Annotated in this window: 21 protein-coding genes; 4 read left to right on the top strand and 17 right to left on the bottom strand. The window is 39.7% G+C overall.

Annotated elements, in window-relative coordinates:
- Positions 1 to 165 precede the first annotated feature (165 nt).
- Complete coding sequence (dnaG, locus tag P3L37_RS15285; RefSeq protein ID WP_004908557.1) at positions 166 to 1,911, top strand: DNA primase; 1,746 nt, start codon at positions 166 to 168, stop codon at positions 1,909 to 1,911.
- A 102-nt stretch (positions 1,912 to 2,013) separates the two neighbouring features.
- The gene (gene rpoD, locus P3L37_RS15290) at positions 2,014 to 3,954 is read left to right on the top strand and encodes an RNA polymerase sigma factor RpoD (protein ID WP_109911769.1); all 1,941 of its coding nucleotides are present in this window, start codon (positions 2,014 to 2,016) and stop codon (positions 3,952 to 3,954) included.
- Positions 3,955 to 4,022: 68 nt separating this feature from the next.
- Here the strand turns inward: rpoD and P3L37_RS15295 are convergent, their stop codons facing one another.
- The 3 genes from P3L37_RS15295 to P3L37_RS15305 form a co-directional block, all read right to left on the bottom strand.
- Complete coding sequence (locus P3L37_RS15295; RefSeq protein ID WP_109911768.1) at positions 4,023 to 5,483, bottom strand: MFS transporter; 1,461 nt, start codon at positions 5,481 to 5,483, stop codon at positions 4,023 to 4,025.
- 140 nt (positions 5,484 to 5,623) lie between these two features.
- A complete protein-coding gene (locus tag P3L37_RS15300) occupies positions 5,624 to 6,031 on the bottom strand; it encodes a hypothetical protein (RefSeq protein WP_109911767.1) in 408 nt (135 codons plus the stop codon).
- Positions 6,032 to 7,363, bottom strand: coding sequence for an MFS transporter (locus P3L37_RS15305; protein ID WP_109911766.1), 1,332 nt, complete (start codon positions 7,361 to 7,363; stop codon positions 6,032 to 6,034). It lies immediately after the preceding gene.
- Between the two features lie 99 nt (positions 7,364 to 7,462).
- Between P3L37_RS15305 and P3L37_RS15310 the strand changes: the two genes are divergently transcribed.
- A complete protein-coding gene (locus P3L37_RS15310) occupies positions 7,463 to 8,362 on the top strand; it encodes a LysR family transcriptional regulator (protein WP_004908546.1) in 900 nt (299 codons plus the stop codon).
- A 111-nt stretch (positions 8,363 to 8,473) separates the two neighbouring features.
- On the opposite strand, the gene P3L37_RS15315 is transcribed toward P3L37_RS15310, so the two are convergent.
- The 13 genes from P3L37_RS15315 to P3L37_RS15375 form a co-directional block, all read right to left on the bottom strand.
- A complete protein-coding gene (locus P3L37_RS15315; protein ID WP_004908543.1) occupies positions 8,474 to 8,773 on the bottom strand; it encodes an HdeA/HdeB family chaperone in 300 nt (99 codons plus the stop codon).
- A 233-nt stretch (positions 8,774 to 9,006) separates the two neighbouring features.
- Complete coding sequence (locus P3L37_RS15320; RefSeq protein ID WP_272667396.1) at positions 9,007 to 10,302, bottom strand: MFS transporter; 1,296 nt, start codon at positions 10,300 to 10,302, stop codon at positions 9,007 to 9,009.
- A gap of 93 nt (positions 10,303 to 10,395) precedes the next feature.
- The gene (locus P3L37_RS15325) at positions 10,396 to 10,857 is read right to left on the bottom strand and encodes a RidA family protein (protein ID WP_110731723.1); all 462 of its coding nucleotides are present in this window, start codon (positions 10,855 to 10,857) and stop codon (positions 10,396 to 10,398) included.
- Between the two features lie 9 nt (positions 10,858 to 10,866).
- Positions 10,867 to 12,027: a M20 family metallopeptidase gene (locus tag P3L37_RS15330; RefSeq protein WP_110731722.1), complete on the bottom strand. Its 1,161-nt coding sequence runs from the start codon at positions 12,025 to 12,027 to the stop codon at positions 10,867 to 10,869.
- A gap of 15 nt (positions 12,028 to 12,042) precedes the next feature.
- On the bottom strand, positions 12,043 to 13,110 hold the full coding sequence (locus tag P3L37_RS15335; protein WP_109911763.1) for an alanine racemase: 1,068 nt from the start codon (positions 13,108 to 13,110) through the stop codon (positions 12,043 to 12,045).
- Positions 13,111 to 13,121: 11 nt separating this feature from the next.
- Complete coding sequence (locus tag P3L37_RS15340) at positions 13,122 to 13,781, bottom strand: transcriptional regulator (RefSeq protein ID WP_109911762.1); 660 nt, start codon at positions 13,779 to 13,781, stop codon at positions 13,122 to 13,124.
- A 284-nt stretch (positions 13,782 to 14,065) separates the two neighbouring features.
- Positions 14,066 to 15,166 carry an ABC transporter substrate-binding protein gene (locus tag P3L37_RS15345; protein WP_004908526.1) on the bottom strand — a complete coding sequence of 367 codons (1,101 nt, stop codon included), beginning with the start codon at positions 15,164 to 15,166 and terminating at the stop codon, positions 14,066 to 14,068.
- Between the two features lie 78 nt (positions 15,167 to 15,244).
- Complete coding sequence (locus P3L37_RS15350; RefSeq protein ID WP_109911761.1) at positions 15,245 to 17,446, bottom strand: TonB-dependent siderophore receptor; 2,202 nt, start codon at positions 17,444 to 17,446, stop codon at positions 15,245 to 15,247.
- Positions 17,447 to 17,668: 222 nt separating this feature from the next.
- On the bottom strand, positions 17,669 to 18,439 hold the full coding sequence (locus tag P3L37_RS15355) for a class I SAM-dependent methyltransferase (RefSeq protein ID WP_109911760.1): 771 nt from the start codon (positions 18,437 to 18,439) through the stop codon (positions 17,669 to 17,671).
- A 13-nt stretch (positions 18,440 to 18,452) separates the two neighbouring features.
- Positions 18,453 to 18,803, bottom strand: a complete 351-nt coding sequence (locus P3L37_RS15360) for a cupin domain-containing protein (protein WP_004908515.1) — start codon at positions 18,801 to 18,803, stop codon at positions 18,453 to 18,455.
- A 35-nt stretch (positions 18,804 to 18,838) separates the two neighbouring features.
- Complete coding sequence (locus P3L37_RS15365) at positions 18,839 to 19,579, bottom strand: ABC transporter ATP-binding protein (RefSeq protein ID WP_109911759.1); 741 nt, start codon at positions 19,577 to 19,579, stop codon at positions 18,839 to 18,841.
- Complete coding sequence (locus P3L37_RS15370) at positions 19,576 to 20,595, bottom strand: FecCD family ABC transporter permease (protein WP_272667397.1); 1,020 nt, start codon at positions 20,593 to 20,595, stop codon at positions 19,576 to 19,578. Before P3L37_RS15370 ends, P3L37_RS15365 begins: the two co-directional genes overlap by 4 nt.
- On the bottom strand, positions 20,588 to 21,676 hold the full coding sequence (locus P3L37_RS15375; protein ID WP_109911757.1) for an ABC transporter substrate-binding protein: 1,089 nt from the start codon (positions 21,674 to 21,676) through the stop codon (positions 20,588 to 20,590). Before P3L37_RS15375 ends, P3L37_RS15370 begins: the two co-directional genes overlap by 8 nt.
- A gap of 95 nt (positions 21,677 to 21,771) precedes the next feature.
- Between P3L37_RS15375 and P3L37_RS15380 the strand changes: the two genes are divergently transcribed.
- The gene (locus P3L37_RS15380) at positions 21,772 to 22,488 is read left to right on the top strand and encodes a Crp/Fnr family transcriptional regulator (RefSeq protein ID WP_109911756.1); all 717 of its coding nucleotides are present in this window, start codon (positions 21,772 to 21,774) and stop codon (positions 22,486 to 22,488) included.
- 39 nt (positions 22,489 to 22,527) lie between these two features.
- On the opposite strand, the gene P3L37_RS15385 is transcribed toward P3L37_RS15380, so the two are convergent.
- A complete protein-coding gene (locus P3L37_RS15385; RefSeq protein ID WP_109911755.1) occupies positions 22,528 to 24,585 on the bottom strand; it encodes a TonB-dependent receptor family protein in 2,058 nt (685 codons plus the stop codon).
- Positions 24,586 to 24,714: the final 129 nt, after the last annotated feature.

Here is a 24,714-nt window from a genome sequence, read left to right on the forward strand (position 1 = left end):
GCGGTGAAAGCCGCATTCATTGTAGACGATAGCTAATACAAAACTTTAGTTTCTCTTGTAGTCACTCCAGTTTTTGTAGTAGTACATAGCTAAGCAGTTAAAGGCCGTGCTTTCCTAAAGGAAGCGCGGCTTATTATCGTTCATCAACAGGCGAAAAAGAGGCTTATGGCTGGACGAATTCCGCGTTCATTTATCAATGACTTGTTAGCAAGAACCGACATCATTGATTTAGTCGATGCAAAAGTCCCGTTAAAAAAACAGGGTAAAAACCATCACGCTTGTTGTCCGTTCCATAATGAAAAAACACCTTCTTTTACCGTAAATGGTGAAAGACAATTTTATTACTGTTTTGGTTGTGGTGCTCATGGCAACGCTATCGATTTTTTAATGAACTATGACAAACTCGATTTTGTTGAAGCCATTGAAGAATTATCTGCACTACATGGCCTTGATGTTCCTTACGAAAAAGGAACGGGTTCAAGCCAAATAGAACTTCATCAACGACAAAATTTATATCAGTTGATGGAAAAAATTAATCAATTTTACTGTGCTGCCTTAAGTCATTCTTCAGCTAATAAAGCGAAAGATTATTTAAGCCAACGTGGTTTAAGTGCCGAAATTATTGAGCATTTTTCAATTGGTTTCGCCCCTGCGGGCTGGGACAATTTGCTCAAAAAATTCGCTGTAAACCCAGAAAGTCGTAAACAGCTTGATGATGCAGGCATGTTAGTGACAAATGATAATGGCCGAGTCTATGACCGCTTTAGAGAGCGTGTCATGTTCCCAATTCGGGATAGGCGCGGTCGTGTGATTGCCTTCGGTGGGCGCGTATTAGGAGATGCTCTCCCTAAATACTTAAACTCCCCCGAAACAGATATTTTCCATAAAGGCCGTCAGTTATTTGGCCTCTATGAAGCAACACAAAACAGTAATGAATTATCAAAATTACTGGTAGTTGAAGGCTATATGGACGTTGTTGCACTTGCTCAGTACGATATCCGCTATGCGGTTGCTTCACTTGGCACATCAACAACCTCAGAACATATTCAGTTACTTTATCGTTCAACAGATACGGTTATTTGCTGTTATGATGGAGACCGCGCTGGCCGAGAAGCGGCATGGCGAGCACTTGAAACAGCACTGCCTTATCTGACTGACGGCCGTCAATTGCGTTTTATGTTTTTACCCGACGGTGAAGACCCAGATTCATTAGTACGAAAAGAAGGCAAAGACGCTTTTGAGCAACGTATGAAAGATGCTCAAACCCTTTCTGCTTTTTTATTTGATTCACTTGTGCCACAGGTAGATTTAAAAACACAAGAAGGGAAAGCAAAATTTAGTAAACTGGCTATCCCTTTGATTAAACAAATACCTGGTGAAACACTGCGCCTTTATATGGCACAAGAGCTAGGAAATTTTATTGGTATACCGGATATTTCTCAAGTTCTTGCTATGATTGATAGAGAGAGCACAGAACAAGTTAACTATCAGGCGCCCAAATTAAAACCAACCACAATGCGAATACTTATCGCGCTGTTGGTACAGAATCCGAACTTTTCGGAACTTGTTCCCTCATTAGAGGGAATTGCCCATATTCAAATGCCGGGGCTTTCTCTATTTCAGGAATTGGTCGATGTCTGCCGTTCCACCCCCGGAATGTCAACTGGGCAGTTGCTAGAGCGTTATCGTGATAATAAATTTGCGAAACAGCTTGAAAAACTCGCAACGTGGAACGATATAGAAATAGAGGAGATAGCGGAAAATACTTTTATAGATGCCTTAAACCATCTATTTAACAGCGCACTCGACGAACGTTTTGACTACTTAATAGCAAAAGAACGAACTGAAGGGCTGACCCCAGAAGAGCGCGAAGAAGTCCGCTTAATCACTCTTTCTAGAGTGAAAACATAGTATCAACCCAAAACAGAATTAGTATTTTAAACGGCTTAAGTGCCGATAAACACAAGGCAGATGCCTGTAAAATGCTACGAAAAATAAAGGGCGTAGCAAATAATAAATGTTCCCTTTGTATGTTCTTGTTGGCCGAATGTTTCGCCGACCGACACCAATCTAAATACTCAGAAGTGTGGATACCGTCTTATGGAGCAAAACCCGCAGTCGCAGCTTAAGCTACTCGTAACCAAGGGTAAAGAGCAAGGTTACTTAACCTATGCTGAGGTCAACGACCATCTGCCGGAAGATATCGTCGATTCAGATCAAATCGAAGATATCATTCAGATGATTAATGACATGGGCATCCAGGTCATGGAAGAAGCACCTGATGCCGATGATTTAATTTTGGCTGAAAATACTTCCGATACTGATGAAGATGCAGCTGAAGCCGCTGCACAAGTGCTGTCCAGTGTTGAAAGTGAAATCGGCCGTACAACCGACCCTGTCCGCATGTATATGCGCGAAATGGGAACCGTCGAGCTTCTCACTCGAGAAGGCGAAATCGACATTGCAAAACGTATCGAGGATGGGATAAATCAGGTTCAGTGCTCTGTAGCTGAATACCCTGAGGCTATCACCTATCTTCTTGAGCAGTATGACCGTGTTGAAGCAGGAGAAAGCCGTTTATCTGATTTAATCACCGGCTTTGTTGACCCTAACGCGGAAGAAGATCTCGCACCAACAGCGACTCACGTTGGCTCTGAATTACCACAAGAAGAGCTTGATAAAGACGATGACGAAGACGAAGAAGATGAAGACGGCGATGACAGCGATAGCGATGACGATAACAGCATCGATCCTGAATTAGCGCGTCAAAAATTCTCTGATCTTCGTGAGCAATATGAAAAAACGCGTCAACATATTAAACAATATGGTCGTAGTGACGCGAAAACGGCTGCCGCTATCGAGCAGCTTTCCGAAGTATTTAAAGAGTTCCGTTTAGTTCCTAAGCAATTTGACTATTTGGTCAATAACATGCGTGAAATGATGGACCGAGTTCGCTTACAAGAGCGTACCATCATGAAACTGTGTGTTGAACAATGTAAAATGCCGAAGAAAAACTTCATTACTTTATTTAGTGGTAATGAGACCAGTGAAACTTGGTTAACTGCTGCAAAAGCAATGAACAAGCCTTGGTCAGAAAAATTACTTGAAGTTGAAGAAGAAATTCTGCGTTGCCTACAAAGACTGCGCCAAATTGAAGAAGAAACGGGTCTGACAATCGAACAAGTTAAAGATATCAACCGTCGTATGTCTATCGGTGAAGCGAAAGCACGCCGTGCGAAAAAAGAGATGGTTGAAGCAAACTTACGTCTGGTAATTTCTATTGCTAAGAAATATACCAACCGTGGCTTGCAGTTCCTTGACCTGATTCAAGAAGGTAACATCGGTCTGATGAAAGCCGTTGATAAGTTTGAATATCGCCGTGGCTATAAGTTCTCAACTTATGCGACTTGGTGGATCCGTCAGGCTATCACGCGTTCAATCGCTGACCAAGCACGTACTATTCGTATCCCGGTTCACATGATTGAAACTATCAACAAGCTGAACCGTATCTCTCGTCAAATGCTGCAAGAAATGGGCCGTGAGCCATCGCCAGAAGAACTGGCAGAACGCATGCTAATGCCGGAAGATAAAATTCGTAAAGTACTGAAGATTGCTAAAGAACCGATTTCAATGGAAACCCCTATTGGTGATGATGAAGATTCACATTTAGGTGATTTTATTGAAGATACCACTTTAGAACTGCCTTTAGACTCTGCAACATCAGAAAGCTTACGCTCTGCAACTCACGAAGTGTTAGCAGGCTTAACCGCTCGTGAAGCAAAAGTACTGCGTATGCGTTTTGGTATCGACATGAATACTGACCACACCCTTGAGGAAGTTGGTAAACAGTTTGATGTTACCCGTGAACGTATCCGTCAGATTGAAGCGAAAGCGTTACGTAAATTACGTCACCCAAGCCGCTCAGAAGTGCTACGCAGCTTCCTTGACGAATAATTGATTCATTTATATCTAAAAACACCTGCTCCGGCAGGTGTTTTTTTATGCTTACTACCCAATATTCGCTAATTCTCTGATTTATTCCTTGCCATCAGACATAACGTTATCAATATCGCTATCGCGCCACCTAACATCGCCAGATTAAAACCGGAAACAAAAGCAGAACGCGTTGCCTGCTCAATAAATGTTGATGGCATCACCGAGGAAGTTTGAATCAAACGTTCGATTTCCTGTGCCGACAACATCATGGCCAGCTTGTTATCCTGTAATAGCTGCTCTACAGCGCGATGTGTCATCAATGTCCCTAAAAAAGCAATGCCAAGGGTCATACCTGTTTGCCTTAATGCGTTCATGACCGCAGAAGCAATACCAGAATAGGCCTTATCAACACTCGCCATAACCAGTGCCCCAATTGCTGGGGTAGACATCCCCATTCCAGCCCCCAAAATAAATAAGGTTATCGCAATAGGAATATAAGGTGTTTCAGTATTCACACGAGTTAATAATAATGAAGCCAATGCAATTAAAATAAAACCCAAAATCATGAGGTTTCGCACGCTTAAACGGCGAGACAGTTTACCAAAAGAAAATGAAAAAATAGCCATGGCAATAAACTCAGGAGCCATGCGGATCCCGGCTTCAAATGCCCCCCACCCTTGGCCTTTTTGCAAAAATAGTGCGATGAAGAATACATTACTGTAAGTTGCAAAACCCAAAGCAAAAGACGCCATATTATATTGAAAGAAAAAAGGATTTTTTTTGAATAAAAAAAGCGGTAATAATGGCCGAGTTACGTGAAGTTCAACCCAAATAAACCCTAAGCATGCAAAAATCGCAATGATTAACCCACTCAATGTGAGGTAACTGCCCCAACCGTGTTCTCCAGCTTCGATTAAAGCAAAAGTTAACCCACCTAACGCAATGATACTTAAAACTTGTCCCATTGGATCTAATGCGGCTTTATCTGGATCTGCACTTTCTTGTATACCTAACCAGCCTAACAGTAATGTCAGTAGTCCAATCGGGATATTAATTAAAAATATCGTTGTCCAATCGAAGCTATCGACTAAAAAGCCCCCTAAAATAGGACCAATAATTAACGAAAGTGCACTCACTGCTGACCAAATACCAATAATTCTGATGCGCTCGATATCATTCGAGAAAGCTTGCGTAATAATAGAAAGTGCCCCTGGAATTAAAGCAGCAGCAGCGACTCCTTGGATAACCCGCCCCGCTATCAACATGTGTGGCGACGCAGAAAATGCACAAATTGCAGATCCTAGAGTAAAGATAACAATCCCTGTTAACCAAATTTTTTTACGCCCATAACGGTCGCTTATCGGGCCAACAGATAGGATCAACGCTGACAGACATAACGCATAGGCGTCAATAATCCATTGTAGCATTGACATATGAGCCTTGAGGTCACGCCCAATAGCAGGTAGTGCAACATTTACAATACTGATATCTAACGTTGCCATAAAGGTACCCAAGCAAACTGCTAGGATCAAAAAAAGCCGTCTCATTTTTTATACCTCATCATCGATCATAGCAATATGATAATATTCGACCGACCGACGGTCAATAAAAATGAGAATAGATATCATTTATCACTTATATTTTTTTACTCTTTGAAAAAACGGCCTTTAGCCGTTTTATTCTTATTTTAATCCGTTTGAGTTGAAAGTACCGGAGTTTCATGTAGATAAACCCAATAACATTTCTCCGCTTCCACTCTAATGCAAACAACGGAAGTTCGTAATGTTTCTATATCACTAATTTGCTGTTTCTCTTGATATTGAATCCAGCAATAGCCATTATCCTCTCTTAATGGAACCAGATTAGTACATCTTGTCGTAAATGATGCTCGAGTCCCAATATTTTGGCTAAATAACGTGGTGACGTCATTTAAACCAATGCAATAGCCTTGTATTGTGACCATTTTGAAGTTGTCATCAAAACTGCTTAATAAAAGAGATAAGCTTTTATCGCTATTTCGTCCCTTAAATACATCTTCAATTAAAACATGTAAATCCACTACGCTTTGCAGCGCTCTTTTCATTGTTTCACTCATTTATTTTTCCTTGATCACTGAAATTAATGAAAGTAACCCGAGTATTGATGCGATAAAAAACGTATATTGATAACGTATTAAATCATTCGAGAAAGTCGTTAAGCTAAATATAGAAATAAATACGACTGCACCAACACTAAATGCGACTTGTCGATTAATATTCCACAATACGCTACCTTGAAGTAAATCTTTGTCTTTAAAATCCATTAACGAGCTAATTTGTGCAGTATTGGCGCTCAATCCCCCCCCCATCCCCATCAATAAATAAGCGATTATTAATAAACTGAGCTGGTTTGAAGATGAAACCCAATAAAGCAGAAAAATACCAAAGCTATGCAGTGTAATACCAATAATAAATAATCGCTTTTTTCCTATCTGCAAATAAAGGCGTCCACCGGTTAGCATTGATATTACTGCCCCCAATGCATATAGCACCATAAATAGCCCGGTTTGTGCCGCACTGAACCCCATATTTTCTTGTAGATTAAAAATATTGAGTAAATTAACTCCCGTAAAAATACCGGGAACAGCATAGTAAACAATAAAAGCGTTGCGTAGGTTGGAATTCTTTAATAACTGAAAATTTAAAATAGGTTCTCGGCATTTTTTAGCGTATTTAAGGTAAACAATAAATACGAGGGCTGAAGTAAAAAAACTCACCAAAGCCAATAATAAATTGTGATAATCATTATAAAAAGAGAATGATAATAATAGGCTTAACAAACTTAAACTCACCATTATTAATCCCAAAATATCTGGTTTTTCTCTTATTTTTACTCCTTCATTTTTTATCCAACTCCAGGCTAGAACTGCTGTTAGTAATGAGAAAGGCAAATTAGAATAAAACACCCAATGCCAAGACAGAGAATCAATAATTAGGCCGCCAATTGCAGGCGAAAATGCGGGAGCAATTAACGCTACAGTCATAATCAATGTTGATATACGCTGGCGATCATTATTGGGAAATAATGCGAAAACTAACGCCTGACCTACCGGAATTAATAACCCTCCTGCTGCACCTTGGATAAAGCGCCAAAAAATTAAGCTATAAATTGAACCACTGCTTCCACTAAACCAAGCAGCAACAGAAAAAAGTAACATGGAATAACACAGTAATTTTTGATTGCCTAACCTACCTGCTAGCCATAAGCTGATTGGCATCACTAAAACTAGACCTAAAATATAGGCATTGGCAACCCATGCAACTTGAGATTGGCTTACTGAAAAGGACGATGCAATATCAGGTAATGCTATCGCTGACATAAAAATGTTAATACAATCAATAAAGAAACCAAGTAAAAATACTGTGGCAGTTTTGTATCGATAAGTCATGGACTTCCTCCGGTGGCAAAGAATAAGTTTTAGTCCTTTCTTTGTCGATACAAGGGAGGTAACATGATTGTTTAATAAATAAGAACAATCATTGTTATTATGCAAAAAAATCTCAAAAAGATTATCAGTTTTCTACAAGTTGTTGATTCGGGCTCATTCACTAAAGCCGCAGATATTTTAGGGCTAAGCCGTTCTATGGTGAGTGTCGATATCAAACAATTAGAAGCTCAGCTTAATGTAAGCTTGCTAACACGAAATACGCGAAATATTGCATTAACAGAGGTGGGAAAACATTTTTATGACGACTTTAAACGTATTCAAAGTCAAATAGATGAAGCTTTCGAAAAAAGCCAAAATTTAGGAACTAATATTGTAGGTTTGCTGCGCTTTTCATCAACAAGTGAATTTGGCCAACGTTTTATTTTGCCACTACTACCTGAATTTTGCCGCCTTTATCCTAAGCTAAGGTTACAGTATTCATTTAACTCATCCTTAGATGACCTTATCACAGAGAAACTCGATTTATCTATTCGGTTAGGTAATTTAAAAAATTCATCCCATAAAATGAAAAAACTGGGTGAATATGAAATTTACTTAGTTGCCACCCCTGAATTTCTAAAAAAACACCCAATCAAACAACTCACTGATTTAGCAAATGTTCCATGGATTAACCATGCGCTATTAAACTGGCAAGATCCTCAATATTTTTTACAGAATTCAAAAAATGAAAAATATTACTTACCTTTAATTAAAAACCAATATGAGTCTAATTCTGCCGCCGTTATTCACCATATGGTGTTAGCCTCATTAGGTATTGCAATATGCCCAGCTTGGATGGTTGATGATGACTTGCGGTATGAACGCTTAGTTCATGTATTACCTGAATACCGTTTGCCGAAACAAAATATTCAATTACTTTACCCAAATACTTTTGTTTTACCGGCTAAGACACGTGCATTTATCGATTTCTTAACCGATAAATTAGCGGCAAAGAAATAAAGATAGGTCGGTTCAATGTTTCTAAAATAGAGATTTCTAATCTACCACAGTATAATAGCTATTTTCCTAATCGGAAATGGCTATTATGCCCTCCATGGCATAATAGTTTGTTTATTTCTTAGATGCTAAATAATCTTGTAGAGTGCCTTCCGGCTTTTTCTTACAAAACTCAACAATCTGAGGGACTTCGGCAACACTTTGCTCTGTTAGCGCAACATAATCTCCACCTTTAAATTGCGTTTCTTGATTTGTTACCCATAACGCAATAGGTGCCCAGCTCTGAGGGTCTAAATTAATAAATTGCTGGCAAGTCATATTTTCAGGTGTAACCGTATTTTTGTCTGCCGCCATTGAGTTAAATGAAATTGTAGATACAGCAAGTAATACGCTAGATATAATAACCTTTCTCATTTTGAACTCCTTTGAAAATTAAAAACACAGAATCATGTGCCGGAATATTATTAGCATATTATTTATGGAACTTACATATTCTAATTTTGATGATTAAATTTATACCGAGTCAAAAATTCGAATAATAAATAATAAAAACAAATAACTATGAACAATTACTTAATTAGACCATCAATATACGATATATTTTTTTATAAAAAAGCCACTTATACAAAGTGGCTATGATTATTTAATTAGACTGTTTTTACTTCCATCTCAGCAGGATCTTTAATTGGTTCATTAACAAAGAAGAAATAAACCAATGATGCTAGGAATGCGACAGTTGCACAAACCACAAGGGCTAAGGTAAATGAATGTGTTTGGTCAATAATAATACCGGTAATAATCGGAGCAAACGACCCTCCAATAAAACCACCGAAATTTTGAATGCCACTCACAGAAGTGATTAAGCGAGAAGGCACTGAAACTAAAATCAATCCCCAAGCAGAAGTCCCCGCAAAGTGAATAGAAAATAGTGCCATACTAATACACGCAACGGCTGAAAAGGTACTGTCAGTATAAGCGGCAGGCAATGTAAACATCGCAGCGAATAATAAGCCTAAGCAAATCATCCACTTACGGCTTTTCATTTTGTCAGCACCACGTTTCACCACATAGTCTGCAACAACACCATTTACCAGCATTCCCAGCGCACCAAATAAAAAGGGTATTGCTGCAACCCAGCCGGTTTTTTCTAGACTTAAACCTCTGGAGTTTTCAAGATAAGCAGGCAACCATGTGAGGTATAACCAAACCATATAACCCACACCATTAAACCCAATGATCATTCCCCATAAAGAACGTTGTTTAAATAATGACGCCCATTCCTTGAAAGAAACTTTATTCGTTGAAGATGGTGGAGCACCGTCATTTAAATAGTTTAATTCATCATCTGTTAATTCTAATTGTTCACGATTACGATAGAAAATAAACCAAAGTATAGACAGAATAATCCCACTAATACCGATAATAATAAACATTGTACGCCAGCCAAAAGCTAACATTAATGCGATGAGCAAAGGTGGCGCTAATGCTTGAGCTAGAGTAGAGGACATATTTACAATCCCCATTGGCAGACCACGCTCACGGATATTATACCAATCATTAACGACTTTAACGCCTGTCGGTAAATGCAGTGCTTCACCAATACCTAAAATAACCCGTGCAATAATTAAATGGGTAAATGAAGATAATAGACCTGTCACGGTTTGTGCTAATGACCATAAGAACAAACCGAAGCCATAGATCTTTTTAACCCCAAAGCGTTCCATTACCATACCTATAGGTAGTTGGCATAACGCATAGCCAAATGAAAATACCGATAACAATAATCCCATTTGGGTTGCACTAAATCCTAATTCTTTACTGATTGTAGAGTTAGCAATAGAGAGTGATGCTCTATCTAAAAAATTAATGATACCTGCTATCAACAAAAATGTAAGCGCAATAAGCTGCCAGCGCTTTAGCCTTTTACTCGCATGTAGTGACATAATTAAGTACCTTTAAGACGTAACAGGACCCTGCGGAATAATATTTACTCCGCAGATTTATTTTATTAATAATCTTTATTTTTTATCTATTATTTACGACTTTAACTTTAATATTAATTCTATTTCCACTGGCGTATCAAAAGGTAATGTATTCGTACCGATTGCTGAACGTGCATGCTTACCTTTATCACCGAGTATTTCAATTAAAAAATCTGAAGCTCCATTCATGACTTGTGGTTGGTTTTTAAAATCATTAGCACTTTGTACAAAACCTAATAATTTTATACATTCATCAATTCTATCTAAATCTCCTAAATATGCTTTCAACGAGGAAAATATATTAACAATGCACTGTTTTGCTGCTTCTTGGCCTTGCTCAACTGTTAATTCTTTACCTAATGTACCGCTATAAATTAAGACGCCATCTTTTTGGCAATCGTGGCCTGATGTATATAATAAATCCCCATACTGCTTAATGGATACATATGAAAATTTTGGCGTCCCTGGTGTGGCAAGTTTAATCCCTTTATCTTCTAATTTTTTTTCAATATTCATTCAATTTTCCTATTTATTGAGCAAGATATTAGCCATGTCATAATAAATTTCCGCAGCAAGGTATAATTCTTTTATTTCAACAAACTCATCTTTAACATGAGCTTGAGCTAATCCCCCTGGTCCCATAATAAGTGTAGGGATCTCACTGGTAACCGAGAAAAAAGGCGCCTCACATGTCGCTTCAAATATTTCTGGTTGCGCTGTTTTTTCTGTAAAACGGCTCACTGTATCTAATGCAACTTTAGTTAATTCGTGATCTGCTGGGATATCTGAAGCGGGAATAAATAAGTAATTATCTAAGTGATAATCTATCTCTTCACCTTTATTATATTGCGCAATAGCTTGATGCAATCTCGCCTCTATTTCTTGCTTTTCTTCCCCTGGAACGAGTCTTCTATCTATTTCAATATCACAATGCTGCGGAACGATATTCGGAGCTGTACCACCATTTATGGTGGTAATAATCATTGAAGCATTTCCTAATAGTGGGTGACTAATTTCCTCAACAGAAGTGCGATGTTGCTCTATCGCAGGTAGTATTTTGGCCATCTTAGAAATGGCACTATCAGGATAACGAGTTTTTGCTGCATGACCCGCGGTGCCTTTAGTACTTAAGTTATAACGGCTAACGCCTTTATGTGCGATACAAACACCAAGAGACGTTGGTTCACCAATAATGGCATAATCTGCAGAAATTCCATCTTTAATGTAATGCAGCATGCCAAGATTAATTCTCTCCTCATCCACATTAAATACTAATGTTAAATTACCTGAAAATGCATCTTGATTACGCTTTAATAATGTTGCCGCATACATCATTGCAGCAACACCAGACTTCATATCTGCGGCTCCTCGCCCAAAAACTTTGCCATCTTTAATCACTGGGTCGAATGGCTCGGTGCTCCAACCACAACCACAAGGCACAACATCTATATGACCGTTGAATAATAAATGTTTACCTTTTCCTGAACCTTTTAAATGTGCAATAACATTTGGACGTCCAGGAGCAACCTCTTGCATTTCAACATCAATATTTTCTTGTTTAAAGTAGTGATATATAAATTTAGCAACTTGTTGTTCTTCCCCTGGTGGGTTTTCAGATTTATGCCGAATTAAGGCACAAAGAAGCTCTAGCAACTCATGTTGTTGCTGTTCATTTAATTTATACATTTTATTCTCCGATATTTAATATCGTGCGTCTGGTATAATAATATGGTCTATTTCATTATTATTTAATGCATATATTTTGTTTGTTAAGTTAGGAATAACACAACTGTGATTCGGTATAATATTTAATACATCACCAATATTTAATTTAATTTGTTTTGGGTCATAGCGAAGATAGCCATGCTCTTCATTTAATTTAACTAGTTTTATATTTGGGTCTTCCACTATATAACCAAACCCTGGTTCTGCGGATTGATCAGAAGTTAATGTTTTTGTCCCTGCATCTACTGTTGCATACCCCTCAATAGGAATACTCACAACCGTTGTTCTTATTGTTAAAGCGCAATCTTCAGGCGTATAAATACCACCATAGATAGCATTCATATCGCCAAAAATAAAGTTCCCAGCCCGTGACTCTGTAATCCCTTTTAATTCATCAGCATAGAATGAAGATAATGTTGAGCCGCCAGATGTCCGAGGCGCTTCGATACCCAATTTCTCTAACCGTTTTTGGCAAGATAATAAAAGCTCTGCTTCTGCTTTTGCCGCTTTACGTATTTCAGGCTCTGTACGGTATTGGTATATTGTTCCTGCATAAGTAAATACACCAATAATTTTCAAATTAGGTAATTTTTGTATTGCCAGTGCAAATGGCTCTAAGTCATCTAATTGAATTCCTTCTCGGTGAGCACCATAATCAACAGCAATATAGACCTCAATAATTTGGTTTTCTTGCTTTGCTGCTGCTGATAATTGTTCAGCACCTTGTAGGCTATCAATAATTGTTCTTAATCTGATTTTTTTAGCTAACTCAATAAATTGCTTGCACTTTTGTTCACCGATCATTGGGTAAGCAAGTAGAATATGATCAATTCCGCCTTCCGCCATAACTGTCGCTTCTTGCAATGTGGCACACGTAATTCCTTTTGCACCACAGGCAATCTCAAATTTTGCTAATTCTACTGATTTATGCGTTTTTATATGTGGCCAGTGTTCAATATCTTGCTGTGTTAGCTTGCCTATCATGCCTCTGACATTTTTTTCAAGTTGCTGTAAATCTAAAGCAACATAAGGCGTTATTGGCATAAAAACCTCTCTTATTCTTCATTATTGTCTTCCCCTTTTAATTCCGCTAAATAGGTATAAAGGGTATATTTGGAAATATTTAAAAATTCACAGATTTTCTCACCTGCTTTTTTGATTAAGAACGCACCTCTATCATCAAAGAATTTAATTGCATCCATTTTTTCTTTTTTTCCCATATTGATGACGGGGACTTTAATAACCTGCATACATTCTTGAATAAGGTGATCTAATATTTCATTAACGTCCGTGACAAAAACTTCCTTAACCGTATCCTGCTCAATGCTATTGCGCTGTGTAATGCCTTGAATAGCTTTTTCTGCAGCAATAAATTCTGAAATATCTTGATTAATACAAAGTGCCCCAGAAACTTTGCCAGTTTCATCACGTAAATAGATTGAAGTTGAACGCAACATTTTCCCATCTTTGGTTTGGGTAAAATAATTGTATTTGTCGCCATCAACATCAGTGCCGCGCAATACCTCAAGCCCTAAATTACTACTTGGGTCTCCCACCTTTCGCTTCGTTACATGACCATTAATAATTGCAACAATACTGCTTTCTAGCCCTTTACTATGGTCATGTAATACCACTTCACAAGTGTCGCCAAATTGGCCCGCAATCCCTTTCATAACTGCCAATAACATTTCAAAGTTGTCTTGGATAATTTTCATTTTCTACCAAACTTATTTTAAGCCTAACTAAATATTAGTTAGATCATAATGGAGACTCAATCAAGATTTGAGCAATTTGTGATCTATATCTTGATTCTAGCTAACAAATTTTTAGTTGCCATGACTAACATAGCAATAATCCCAGTTTATAAAAAAACTGGGAGATAAGATAGAACAAGGGATTTCAGAGAGTTTGTTAATGAATGGAAAGCTATATAGAGATAAACTAGCCGCCTAACTTTTTGTTAGTTTCTATTCCCGACAAAAAGTTAGCGATCCTATTTTTATAGATTCACCCAGAACACCCCCGTTTCTCGGATCTCTGTAAACTGCTTTTGAAAGTCAATTAAGTTTTGTTCTGGATTTAATGCGCTAAATCGCTCTGGATGCATAAATTTAGCCATAGCTTCAATGGCAAATATGTTCATCGGATTGTTGTAAAAATTATGGTAAATCGCCATAACGCGCTTTTCTTTAACTGCCGTTAATGATGAAATCCCTTGCCTATCCATTAATACCGATAACTGCTTCTGCACGTTAGCTTTATCTGCATTATATCCTAAGCTTACTGCGAGCGAGCGACGATTAAAATTGTGCCAATCAGCGCCAGTCAGTAAATAGAATTCTGGGTTTAATGTAATAATATTCTCAATGGAGCTTTCAGCCCCTTTTGCAGGAAAGCTATCTGCAACAAGATTATTTCCACCTGCCAAGGATGCTAAAACACCATAACCTGAACGCCCATAAAGCTGACAGCAACTATCCGCAAATAGCCCGGCATTTGCTTCAATCAAAACAGTTGGAAATGGCTGAGATAGTTGGCTTTCAATGGCCTCTAATTTCTCTTGATACAGCGTTGCAAACTGCCCCGCTCTTTCTTGTGTTCCTAATAATTCTCCTAATAATAAAATGCTTTTCGGCGTATTTTTCGCAATATCCATTCGAAAATCAATAAAAATGACTTGGATACCCGCAGCTTCGAGTTGCGGTAAAATTTGACTATCACGCATCGCACCATAATTAGCCTTATGCATAACTACCACATCAGGCATTAACTCGATCAATTTTTCAACTTGGAGACCGGCTTCACGTGTTTTCTTTAACGTGGGTATTTTGCCTAATTCAGGCAACACACTGAAATAAGCTTGTTTTAAATCTGGTGCGTATTGCGTAAGCGAATCACTCCAACCCGCAATGCGTGATATCCCTTCTTTACCAGCAGCAATATCCACTGGCAAAATATCACGGCTATCCACCAAAAATAATTTTTCGACGGGAAGATTAACAGTAACTTCACGACCTTGTAAGTCAGTGATCACCGTTGATGTTTTTGCCTGCGACCAAAAACTGAGCAAGCAAAATAACCCTATAAGAAATGATTTCATGGAATATCTCATTACTTTTTATTGCTAATAATCTGCTAGAAATAAGTCACTAATACATAGTGACTTATTTTCAATTAATTAAAATGTCACACTGTAATTAAGGGCAAAGGTTCGACCACGGCCTTTATAATCGTACAGGTTTGCAGCTCCGTATTTCGGGCTATATAAACTTTGTGCCCGCTGCCCCCAAATTGTGGAGTAATTTTTATCTAGTAGGTTTTCCACTGCAAAGCTGACTTTACCCACTGGCAGCATATAACTTCCTAATAAATCAACGGTATTATAACCATCAAGTTTCTTACCTGCCGCATCCGTTAAATTGAATGTTTGTTGGCTTTGTAAGCGTAGTGCCCAATCATTCGGTTCCCAACCAATATAAGCATTCACTTTTGACGGGCTCGCGAAGTCAACGCTCCATTTTTCCCAGCTACCATCCACTTTAGTTTCTGATTTTTGTAGATTGAAATTACTTCCTACACTCCAATCTGAATCAGCAAAGAAGTAATCCACCGCGCCTTCAACCCCATAAATACGGCGTTTATCGGTTTTCATATAGATGGTCATATCATCTTTATTAATGCCATAACTTCTATCAGACAACGAATAATAGGTGGCAACTTGTGTGCGCAGGTTTTCCCCTGTGTAACGCCATCCTAACTCAAACGAGTTAACCTTAATTCCTTTTACCTTGGTATCATTAATGTTAACACTTTTATTGAGATGGTAGTGGCCATTGGCATCTGGGGTCTTCGCATAGTCACCTGTTCCGTAATACTTAGCAATATCAGGAATTTCAAAGCCTTGAGAGAAATTAAACCATGTTTGTTGCTCTTCAGTTAGGTTAACCAGCAGCCCTGCATTAAACAGTAAGTTGTTGTAATCCGTTTTCCCACCCGGTACTGCATCCGCTGATTTACCTTTACCATTAGCAATCGCTTCTTGCTGCGCATAACCAATAAAATCATCCACTTTATTTTCAGTATATTGGTAACGCACACCACCGCTTAACGTGAACATCGGCGTAATGTCATAACTGCTTTGTAAAAATGTCGCCATATTGGTGGTGGTATAACTTGGATAGCGGCCGATTTGGAAAGCTTTAGTTAAATCCATTCCTCCTGATTCTTTCGCTTTATCTAAATCAAAAAACATTTGATTCGCACGAAATTGCTCATGCTCTGCATCCACACCATAAGTTAACGTTAATTCATCGATAGGTTGGCTATTGAATGTCAGCTTGGTTCCATAAAAATTGGTTTTTTGATCCGATGAGCTGATACTTGTAACATCCTTGCCAGTCAAGGTTGGGAAGGGATAAAACTTTTGTGATTCATCACGATAATAAACTTGAGCAACAAAATCTTGCCCAAACACATCTGCATTTGAATACTGTAAATTGAGCAAATTGCGCTCAGTTCCTGGCAAACGATCAGAGCTTAATTTACTGCTGTTATAAGCTTCACCTTGTCCTTTAACCGCGGAAAAGTCTTTTCCTAAATAGAGGCCGTGTTTACCATCAGACTCACTTTTATAATGCTGATAAACGGCTTGAAGCTGTTGTTTTTCATCGATTTTGATAGTACCTGATGCCATCACGTCAAGACGATCAGAAAATTGCAGCCCTGTTTGGGTATTATCAATATTAATCGCATTACCTTTGCCATCATACCAACCGCCATAGCGTTGATAAGCAACAGAAATTCGTCCGTGAGCGTTCTCATTACCACCACTTACTGCTGCGGCAACATTTTCATCGTGATCTTTACCATTGTTAAAGCCTGTTTTTCCACCTAATTGCAGAGAAACCTGTTTTTCTTCTTGGCCTTTTTTCGTCACGATATTAATCAAGCCACCACTACTGCCACCGCCGTACATCGCCGTTGCACCTGAAATAACCTCGATATGATTGATATTAAAAGGATCGATGGAATCTAATTGGCGACTATCACTACGAGAAGAGTTAAGGCGTACCCCGTCCACCATCACAATCATTGAACGGCCACGCATATTCATGCCATAGTTTGTCCGCCCTTGGCCACTGACACTCATTCCTGGAATAAGCTGCGCTAAAATATCTTTTAACTCTTTTCCACCTTCAGCTTGCTGTTCAATTTCAGCATTATCAATCACCCATGTGGTTTGCGCCATTTCTGAAACGGTTTTATAACCACGTGTAGCGGATACGGTTATGGATTCTTCTTTTTTATCAGCGGCAAATACGGAGGGGGAAATAAAAGGGAAAAAGCAAGGAGAGATAATAAAAAAATGCTTTATTTTCATTAAATTAAACCTTTACATTATTAGAATTGCTGTTATTGAATCTAAAAAATAAATCACAATGCATGATTAAATTACTATTTATTATTTTATCAAATAATTATTATCAACAGTAACTAAGAATCAAGATAAATATAAGAATTATTATTATTAGCAATATAAAATATAAGGTTATTCAACATAAAAATACAAATCACGCATCCCTGCGTAAGATCTTCCTATAGGTTACTTCACGCTAACGACTGCAATATAATTCAATTTTCCACGATTTTGCCGAAAATGACGGAACATACGCAAAAATTGAGGACGGTTTTCTTTCTTCAATGCATTGCGGATAATCTTTAGCGCACCGAATACACCTTCATCGTAAATTAACCCTTTTGGCGATAATAGCGTCATTGGGCCAGTATGGGATACCACTTGCTGAAAGCCCACTTGTTGGAATAATTCCACCCACTGTGTTTCCGGTAATGGTTGCGCTTTGACATTAATCGCTTGTTGCATTTGAGAAACGACATTTTGGACAGCTTGGGCATCCTTAAATGCAATATCATGGGTTAATAAACATCCGCCTGGCTTTAGTACTCGATAGTACTCCTGCAATAGCTTTGCTTTCGCTTTATCAGCGTACATGGTTAGCATGGCTTCATTAATGACCACATCAAAACTGTTATCCTCAAACGGTAATTTCGATGCATCTGCCATTTGAATTGTCACTAATTCTGTTAACCCTTTATTCGCAACGTTTTTTTGTGCTTGTGCAAGCGCCTGTTTGTCCATATCAATACCTGTAATATGGCAATGAAATTGAGAGGCAATTTCAATAGCTGTGGTTCCCATATTACACGCAACTTCAAGAACTTGGCTGTTCTTATGTAATCCTGATTGGCTAAGTAACCACTCGGTTGCTTCTTTCCCTCCTGGGCGTAGGCGTTTTTTCCCCAAACGAGCTAGAAATTTGTGCCCTGCTTCATGGGCAGTAAATGATTGGTCCATTTGCACCTCCAAGTTAGTGTGTACAAGCCATTTCAGGCTCACGTAACATAACTAACAGCATTTTTGCGGGTTCAAGTGCATCTACCGCATGAGGGATATTAGCCGGCATTCTGACAATTTCCCCAGGTTTAGCCGTCACTGGCTTACCTTCGATGGTGAGTTGTAAACTCCCTTCAACAACCATCACAATGGCGTCAAAAGGGGCGCTGTGTTCAGAGAGCGCTTGGCCTTTATCAAAAGCAAATAAGGTGATATTCCCCCCACCATTTTTCGCTAATACACGGCTTGCAATACCTTGTTCGGTATAATTAATTAACTGATTGATAATCAGCGCTTCTGCGGGTGTTATTGTGTTATTGCTCATCGTTTATATTCCTTAATTTAATCATTTTCATTCAGTTATCTAAATAGCGGAATGACCCCTTGGGTCTGCCGGCCTTGATAGTCCATTGGCATAATTGCAACAGGTAATTGGTACAGTTGTGTCAGGTTTTCTTCCGTTAAAATTTGTTCAGTTTCACCAAATAAACAGCCGCTACTGTTAAACAGCAATAATGAATAGTCAGCGATATGCAGCGCATGCTGTGGATAATGACTCGTAAATAAGATGGTCATTCCGCGATGTATGGCTAAATCACGTAAAACGCTGAGCACACTGTCTTGGTTGGCAAGATCCAACGCGGATGTCGGTTCATCCAGAATCAAAATTTTTGGTTCACTGGCTAATGCTCTCGCAATCATAACCATTTGTTTTTCCCCTCCACTGAGACAGTTAAAGGGTTGGTCCGCAAAATTACTTATGCCTAAGTACGCTAAACACCGCTCTACAATTTGGTTATCTTTTTCATTGGGTGAGGCATACCACGGCAAGTGACGAATACGCCCGAGACTCACCATGGTGCGAACAGAATAATGAAATAGTGAACCACTAAGCTGTGGAACATAAGCGACGGGGGCATTTAGTGAAATATTGCCTGTTGATCCTTTTTGTAAACCGAGCAAGAGTTTTAATAAGGTGGTTTTTCCACGGCCATTCGGCCCTAAAATCGCGCCAATGCTGCCTTTGGGCTGCTGAAAAGTTAAATTCGTAAATAACTGGCGCTGTGCAATTTTGAAATTAAGGTGTTCAACTTGGATCATAAATCGGCCACCTTTTTATTTAATGTATGGATCAGTAGTGCAAAAATGGGGGCACCGATTAGTGCGGTGATCACACTTAATGGAATTTCCGCATTCGTCATACTGCGGGCAAAGGTGTCGACAGCTACCATATAAATCCCACCAATAACTGCACTAGCGGGCAGTAATATCCGGTGATCATGTCCTACCACTAGCCGTGCAATATGCGGAACAATCAGCCCTACCCAGCCGATGGTGCCGGATACCGCCACTGTCGCACTAGTGATCAAAGTCACGCTGAGTAACACGGCCCAACGGGTTCTATTAATTTTCATCCCTAAGGCTTGTGCATTTTCTTCCCCTAAGGAGAGCACATTGATACGAAAACGCAGTGCAAAAATGACTAAAACACAGACCATAACAACAGGAAAAACAATATTAAGTTTAAGATAAGACGCACTGGCAAAGCTGCCCATAAGCCAAAAAACAATGGTTTGCAAAGTATTATTAGGGTCTGCAAAATAGGTAATTAACGAAATTAATGCAGCAAAAAAAGCATTAATAATCACCCCCGCAAGGATTAACATTAATAGCTGGCTGCCTTGGCGATTCAAGCCGAGTAAAAAAACTAGCACGATAGCTAACAACCCACCGACAAAAGCCAATGAAATGGTGATCAACAAAGAAGAAAATAACAAAATAGCTAGCGCGCCACCCAATGCGGCTCCAGATGAGACGCCAATAATTTGCGGCCCAACTAATGGGTTACGGAAAATGCCTTGCAAAGCCGCCCCCGCAACCGCCACCCCAGCCCCTGCTGTACCTGCTATCAGAACTCGTGGTAAGCGCACATTTAACACGACATTTTGTTCCGTACGACTATAGTTCCCCATCATCTCGTTACCCAAAATGGTGTCATAGAGAATATGCCAAACCGCAGAAAACGAAACCGGGTAGCGGCCACAACTTAGTGCCAAAACAAACGTCAACAATAGGCAAATGGCGAAAACGAGCCAAAGATATTGGGGCTTACGCATGCGGTTTCCCCATTAAAGAGATGTAGTGCTGGCTATTTTTGTTCATCTCCATTTGCAAAATGCCGTCAATTTGCTCATCAGACACGTCATAGCCATAAAGTTGCTGATATCTCAGGCGAATTTCCTCACGCAATGGCATTTTCATCGTTTCTGGATGAAAAATCATTGATAACCATTGCCAATACAGCGGTGTTTCTTGGTTTGGTGCATCCCAGATAAAACCACCAATAGGAAGCTTATATACGCGCTGGTTTTTCACTGCAGTGACTTCGCTTAACATGGGATTGCGATAAACGTCAGCTGGCGATAACCCCTCTTCGAAATTACCCAATAGAATAATGTCAGGGTCCCAAACAAGAATTTGCTCAATATTGAGCGTTCTTGGCCCAGTGAGGTCGCGGTTTAAACTCACTCCACCCGCCAATGCAAAATCCGCGTTGTTGTGTGATGTTGAGCCAAATGTTTGAATACTCTGGTTAAAATGGGAGAGATACAGAACACGAGGCTGCTGCGCTTCTGGTATTTCAGCGGTAGTTGCTGAGAGTGTATCGACAACTTCTTGGCGCCACTGGATCATCTTCTGTGCTTTATCATTGTGGCCAAGTGTTTGTCCCATTAGGCGAACCCACTCTTGCGTATAGCGTTCTTGCCCATAATCTAACGTAGCAACAGTCAGCCCTGCATCACGCATAGGGGAAATAATATCATCCCCTCGATGACCCCATTGCCATACCAGATCGGGCTCCACATTAAGCAATGCTTCAATATTTGGTGTAAAGTTGTTACCTACGACATTTGAATTCACCTGTAAAACAGAAGAAAACATTTGGCTTAACATGCCATCTCGCGCAGCAACCTTTGCAAAAGGATGCATTCCAACTAATTTTTCACTGCTTTCATCCATACCAACTAACATCGAAGCGGCAGGGATTGGGATCACGACAATACGTTTTGCAGGGGCTGACAAATGAATTTTATCCCCTGACATATCTGTGAAATCAACGGCTTGTGATGCATATACGTTGCCCATCCCCCACAAGGTCAGAAAAACGGCGATGAGTCTAAAAGCATTATTTATCATAGGGTTATTCAGCTCTCTGCTAAGATCTCAATTGATAATGTGTATGATTATCATTTATACTTATGCCATTCTAAGACGGCGTAAGAGGATGACCTATGACATTTGTCAAAAACGTTTTCCCCCATACACAATCACTCAATGCCATAAAATCGTGCTTACTGTTTAATGGGATAGAAGATGAAAAACTGGCATTACTGCTGGAAAATTGTGGCCATATTCGCTTTAAAAGTGGTGAAATCCTGAACCATGAAGGAGAACCATTTAAGCATTGCCCTTTGATGATAAGCGGGCAAATCGAGGTGTATCGCCACACTTATTTGGGCGAGGAAAAAATTTTTGGTTTATTTTGCACAGGGGAAATTGTTGCCATCGCAGCCGTTTTTATGCCACATAACCGCTATCCTATGAGTTTACGGGCAAAAACCGACGGTGAAGCCTTGCTACTCGATAAACGTGATATTTTACGGCTTTGCCATGCCTGCCCACAAATTATGGAAAAGCTACTCATGCGTTTTAGTAGCAAACTGTATGAAAACATTAACCATATTGATTGGCTAACTTCAAGTTCTGCTGAACAACGCTTGGCTGCTTATATTCTTGATTTAAAACATAAACAACTAACTTCAGATATTGTTTTACCTTTATCTCGGGGCCAGCTCGCCGCTAAATTAGGCATACGCTACGAAACACTCAGCCGGTTGGTTTCAGGGTGGCGGCAAAAAGGGTTTATTGATATCGAGAAAGACACTGTGCATATCCATAATGAAAACTACTTAACGCAATTATCTATTTCTGCACAGCGCCCATTTTAACAACCACGCATTAACCAATATTAATGCGTTTATTTATTATTAGAAATTATAGGTTACGCCACCATTCACATTAAACCCCATACCGGGGAATAAAGTGCTGTCTTTTGCTGTGACGGTTTGGTTGGCAACCGATGTTGTTGCATAGCGCTCATCGGTTAAATTATCCATCGATAAATACACAGACCACTGCTCTGTAGGCTTATAACTACCTTTCAGCCCCAGTACGGCATAATGTTTACGTTTTTGAATATCAAGGTTGTTTTGGTGGTCAACTGCCATATCCGTAGGTGCCCAATGAATATTAGGCCCAACACTCCAATCCCCAATTTCATATAACACCTCGGCAGCAACAATATTACGTGGAATACCCGCGATATAGTTGCCATTATATTCACCGCCCATGAAACGGAAATCATTATAAGTCCAAGAAACTCGGTAATTGATATCCCCCGGACCTGCGCCAACACGTCCTGTAAGCCCAGCTTCTAAGCCTTGATGGCGAGTTTTCGCGGCATAATTAAACACACCAACGACAGTTCCTGCACTGTCATAAGTGGTAATATACTCATCTTTAATTTGGCTACGGTACAGCGCAAGGCTCCATTTCAACCCATCGGTGACATCGCCTTCTCCCCCAATTTCATAAGTAATGGCTTTTTGTGGTGAGAGTTTCGTCAATTTTCCATTGCTGGAGTTAATAATTTCCCAAAATGTTGCAGGTTCTTCACTCGCACTGATATTAGCAAAGTAACGCTGGCTTTCCGTTGGTCGCCAAATCACTCCCGCTTTTGGTGTCCAAAATGTCCAACTTTGGTCTAACGACAAATGACTCTGTCGTTTTTCTACATCACGGCGCGCATGTGTGCCTTTCACATCTAAATTAACGGTCACTGTTGGCGTAATATGTAAGTCTACCCCAACACTGCCGTAGAGGTTTTCAGCTCGGCCATCATATTTACCTATTTTTGTTTTGTCTGCGGGTGTCCCTTTACGATTTTGCATTAATTCAGTCTGCAAGGTCATTTGGTCCCATGCAAGAGCTGTACGATATGTCACGGGCTCAGTTTCAATATTATAGGTAAATTGCAGCCCTTCACTGTGGCTGCGGCTAAACCGGTAGTAAGCGGGAGTAGTAAAATTATCATGAGTACGAATGTGCCAAACTCCTGCACCAATTGCTTGGTTATCCACTTGCCAGTCAGAGCGGTTAGCCACTCGGAATTGCTCAACATTACGGTGAGGATCACGCAACCAAACCATTGGGTACACCTCTGTTGGGTTATTATTTAATACCTCTTCAGAAACTGGCCCCGCAACGTCAAAGCGCAAATCTGTCCAACTCAGCCAAGTTCGGTTTTCAAAGTTATCAGTCACATAACCAAAGTTGCTGCGTAACGTTTTACGTTGGGAAGCAGAGTGTTTGCGATAACCATCAAAATGGTCATAAGTGAAATTAATACGCCCATCAAATAACCCATCATCAGAAACACCACCGAAGGCAGTTTGTAGCCCTTCGCGCCCATGGGAGCCGTACTCATAACGTAGGCGCCCTTGCTCACTTCGGCCAGTGTAAGAGAGCACATCCAATTCACCGCCCAAGCTGTTACTTTGTGGGTTAAGGCTATTTGCGCCGCGGCGTACGCTCACCATCCGCGCATCACGCATTTCTAAGGTACTGATGTGAAAACTGCCGTCTGCATCCGTTGCGGGTAAGCCATCTTGCAGCAGCAATACACCACGAGCAAGCGGTGCACTTTGCACGCCAGAGCCGCGAATATTTAAACGCGGCTGGTCAATCCCCCCAAAGAAATTTTGGATAACCAACCCAGGCTGGTAATCCAAGGCGTCTTGTAAGGTAGCAAGGCGAGTTTCTTTTTCGATAACAACTAAATTGGTTCCACCAGCTACTTTTTCAAGTTTATCTTTTTCTTGCTGTTCACTCGGTGACAAACGGCTTTGGCCTGTTGAAGACGTGACGATCAGTTTGTCTGGTGTGCCTGCTGGTGCAGCGAACCCAATTGGTGTCGCCAAAGTACCTATGCCTAAAGTGAGTGCAATACAATGCGCCAATTGGTGCCGTTTTAAACGATAAGACATATATTCACCCCAATAATAGTAATGGTTATCATTTTCATTTGAGGGATTTAAAATAGAGGATGGGTATAGATATCCCTATGACATTTGTCAAAACCAAAATAAATTAATTTATTATTTATATTAAAATTA

The organism is Providencia sp. PROV114, assembly GCF_032704305.1.
Classification (GTDB): Bacteria; Pseudomonadota; Gammaproteobacteria; order Enterobacterales; family Enterobacteriaceae; genus Providencia; species Providencia rettgeri.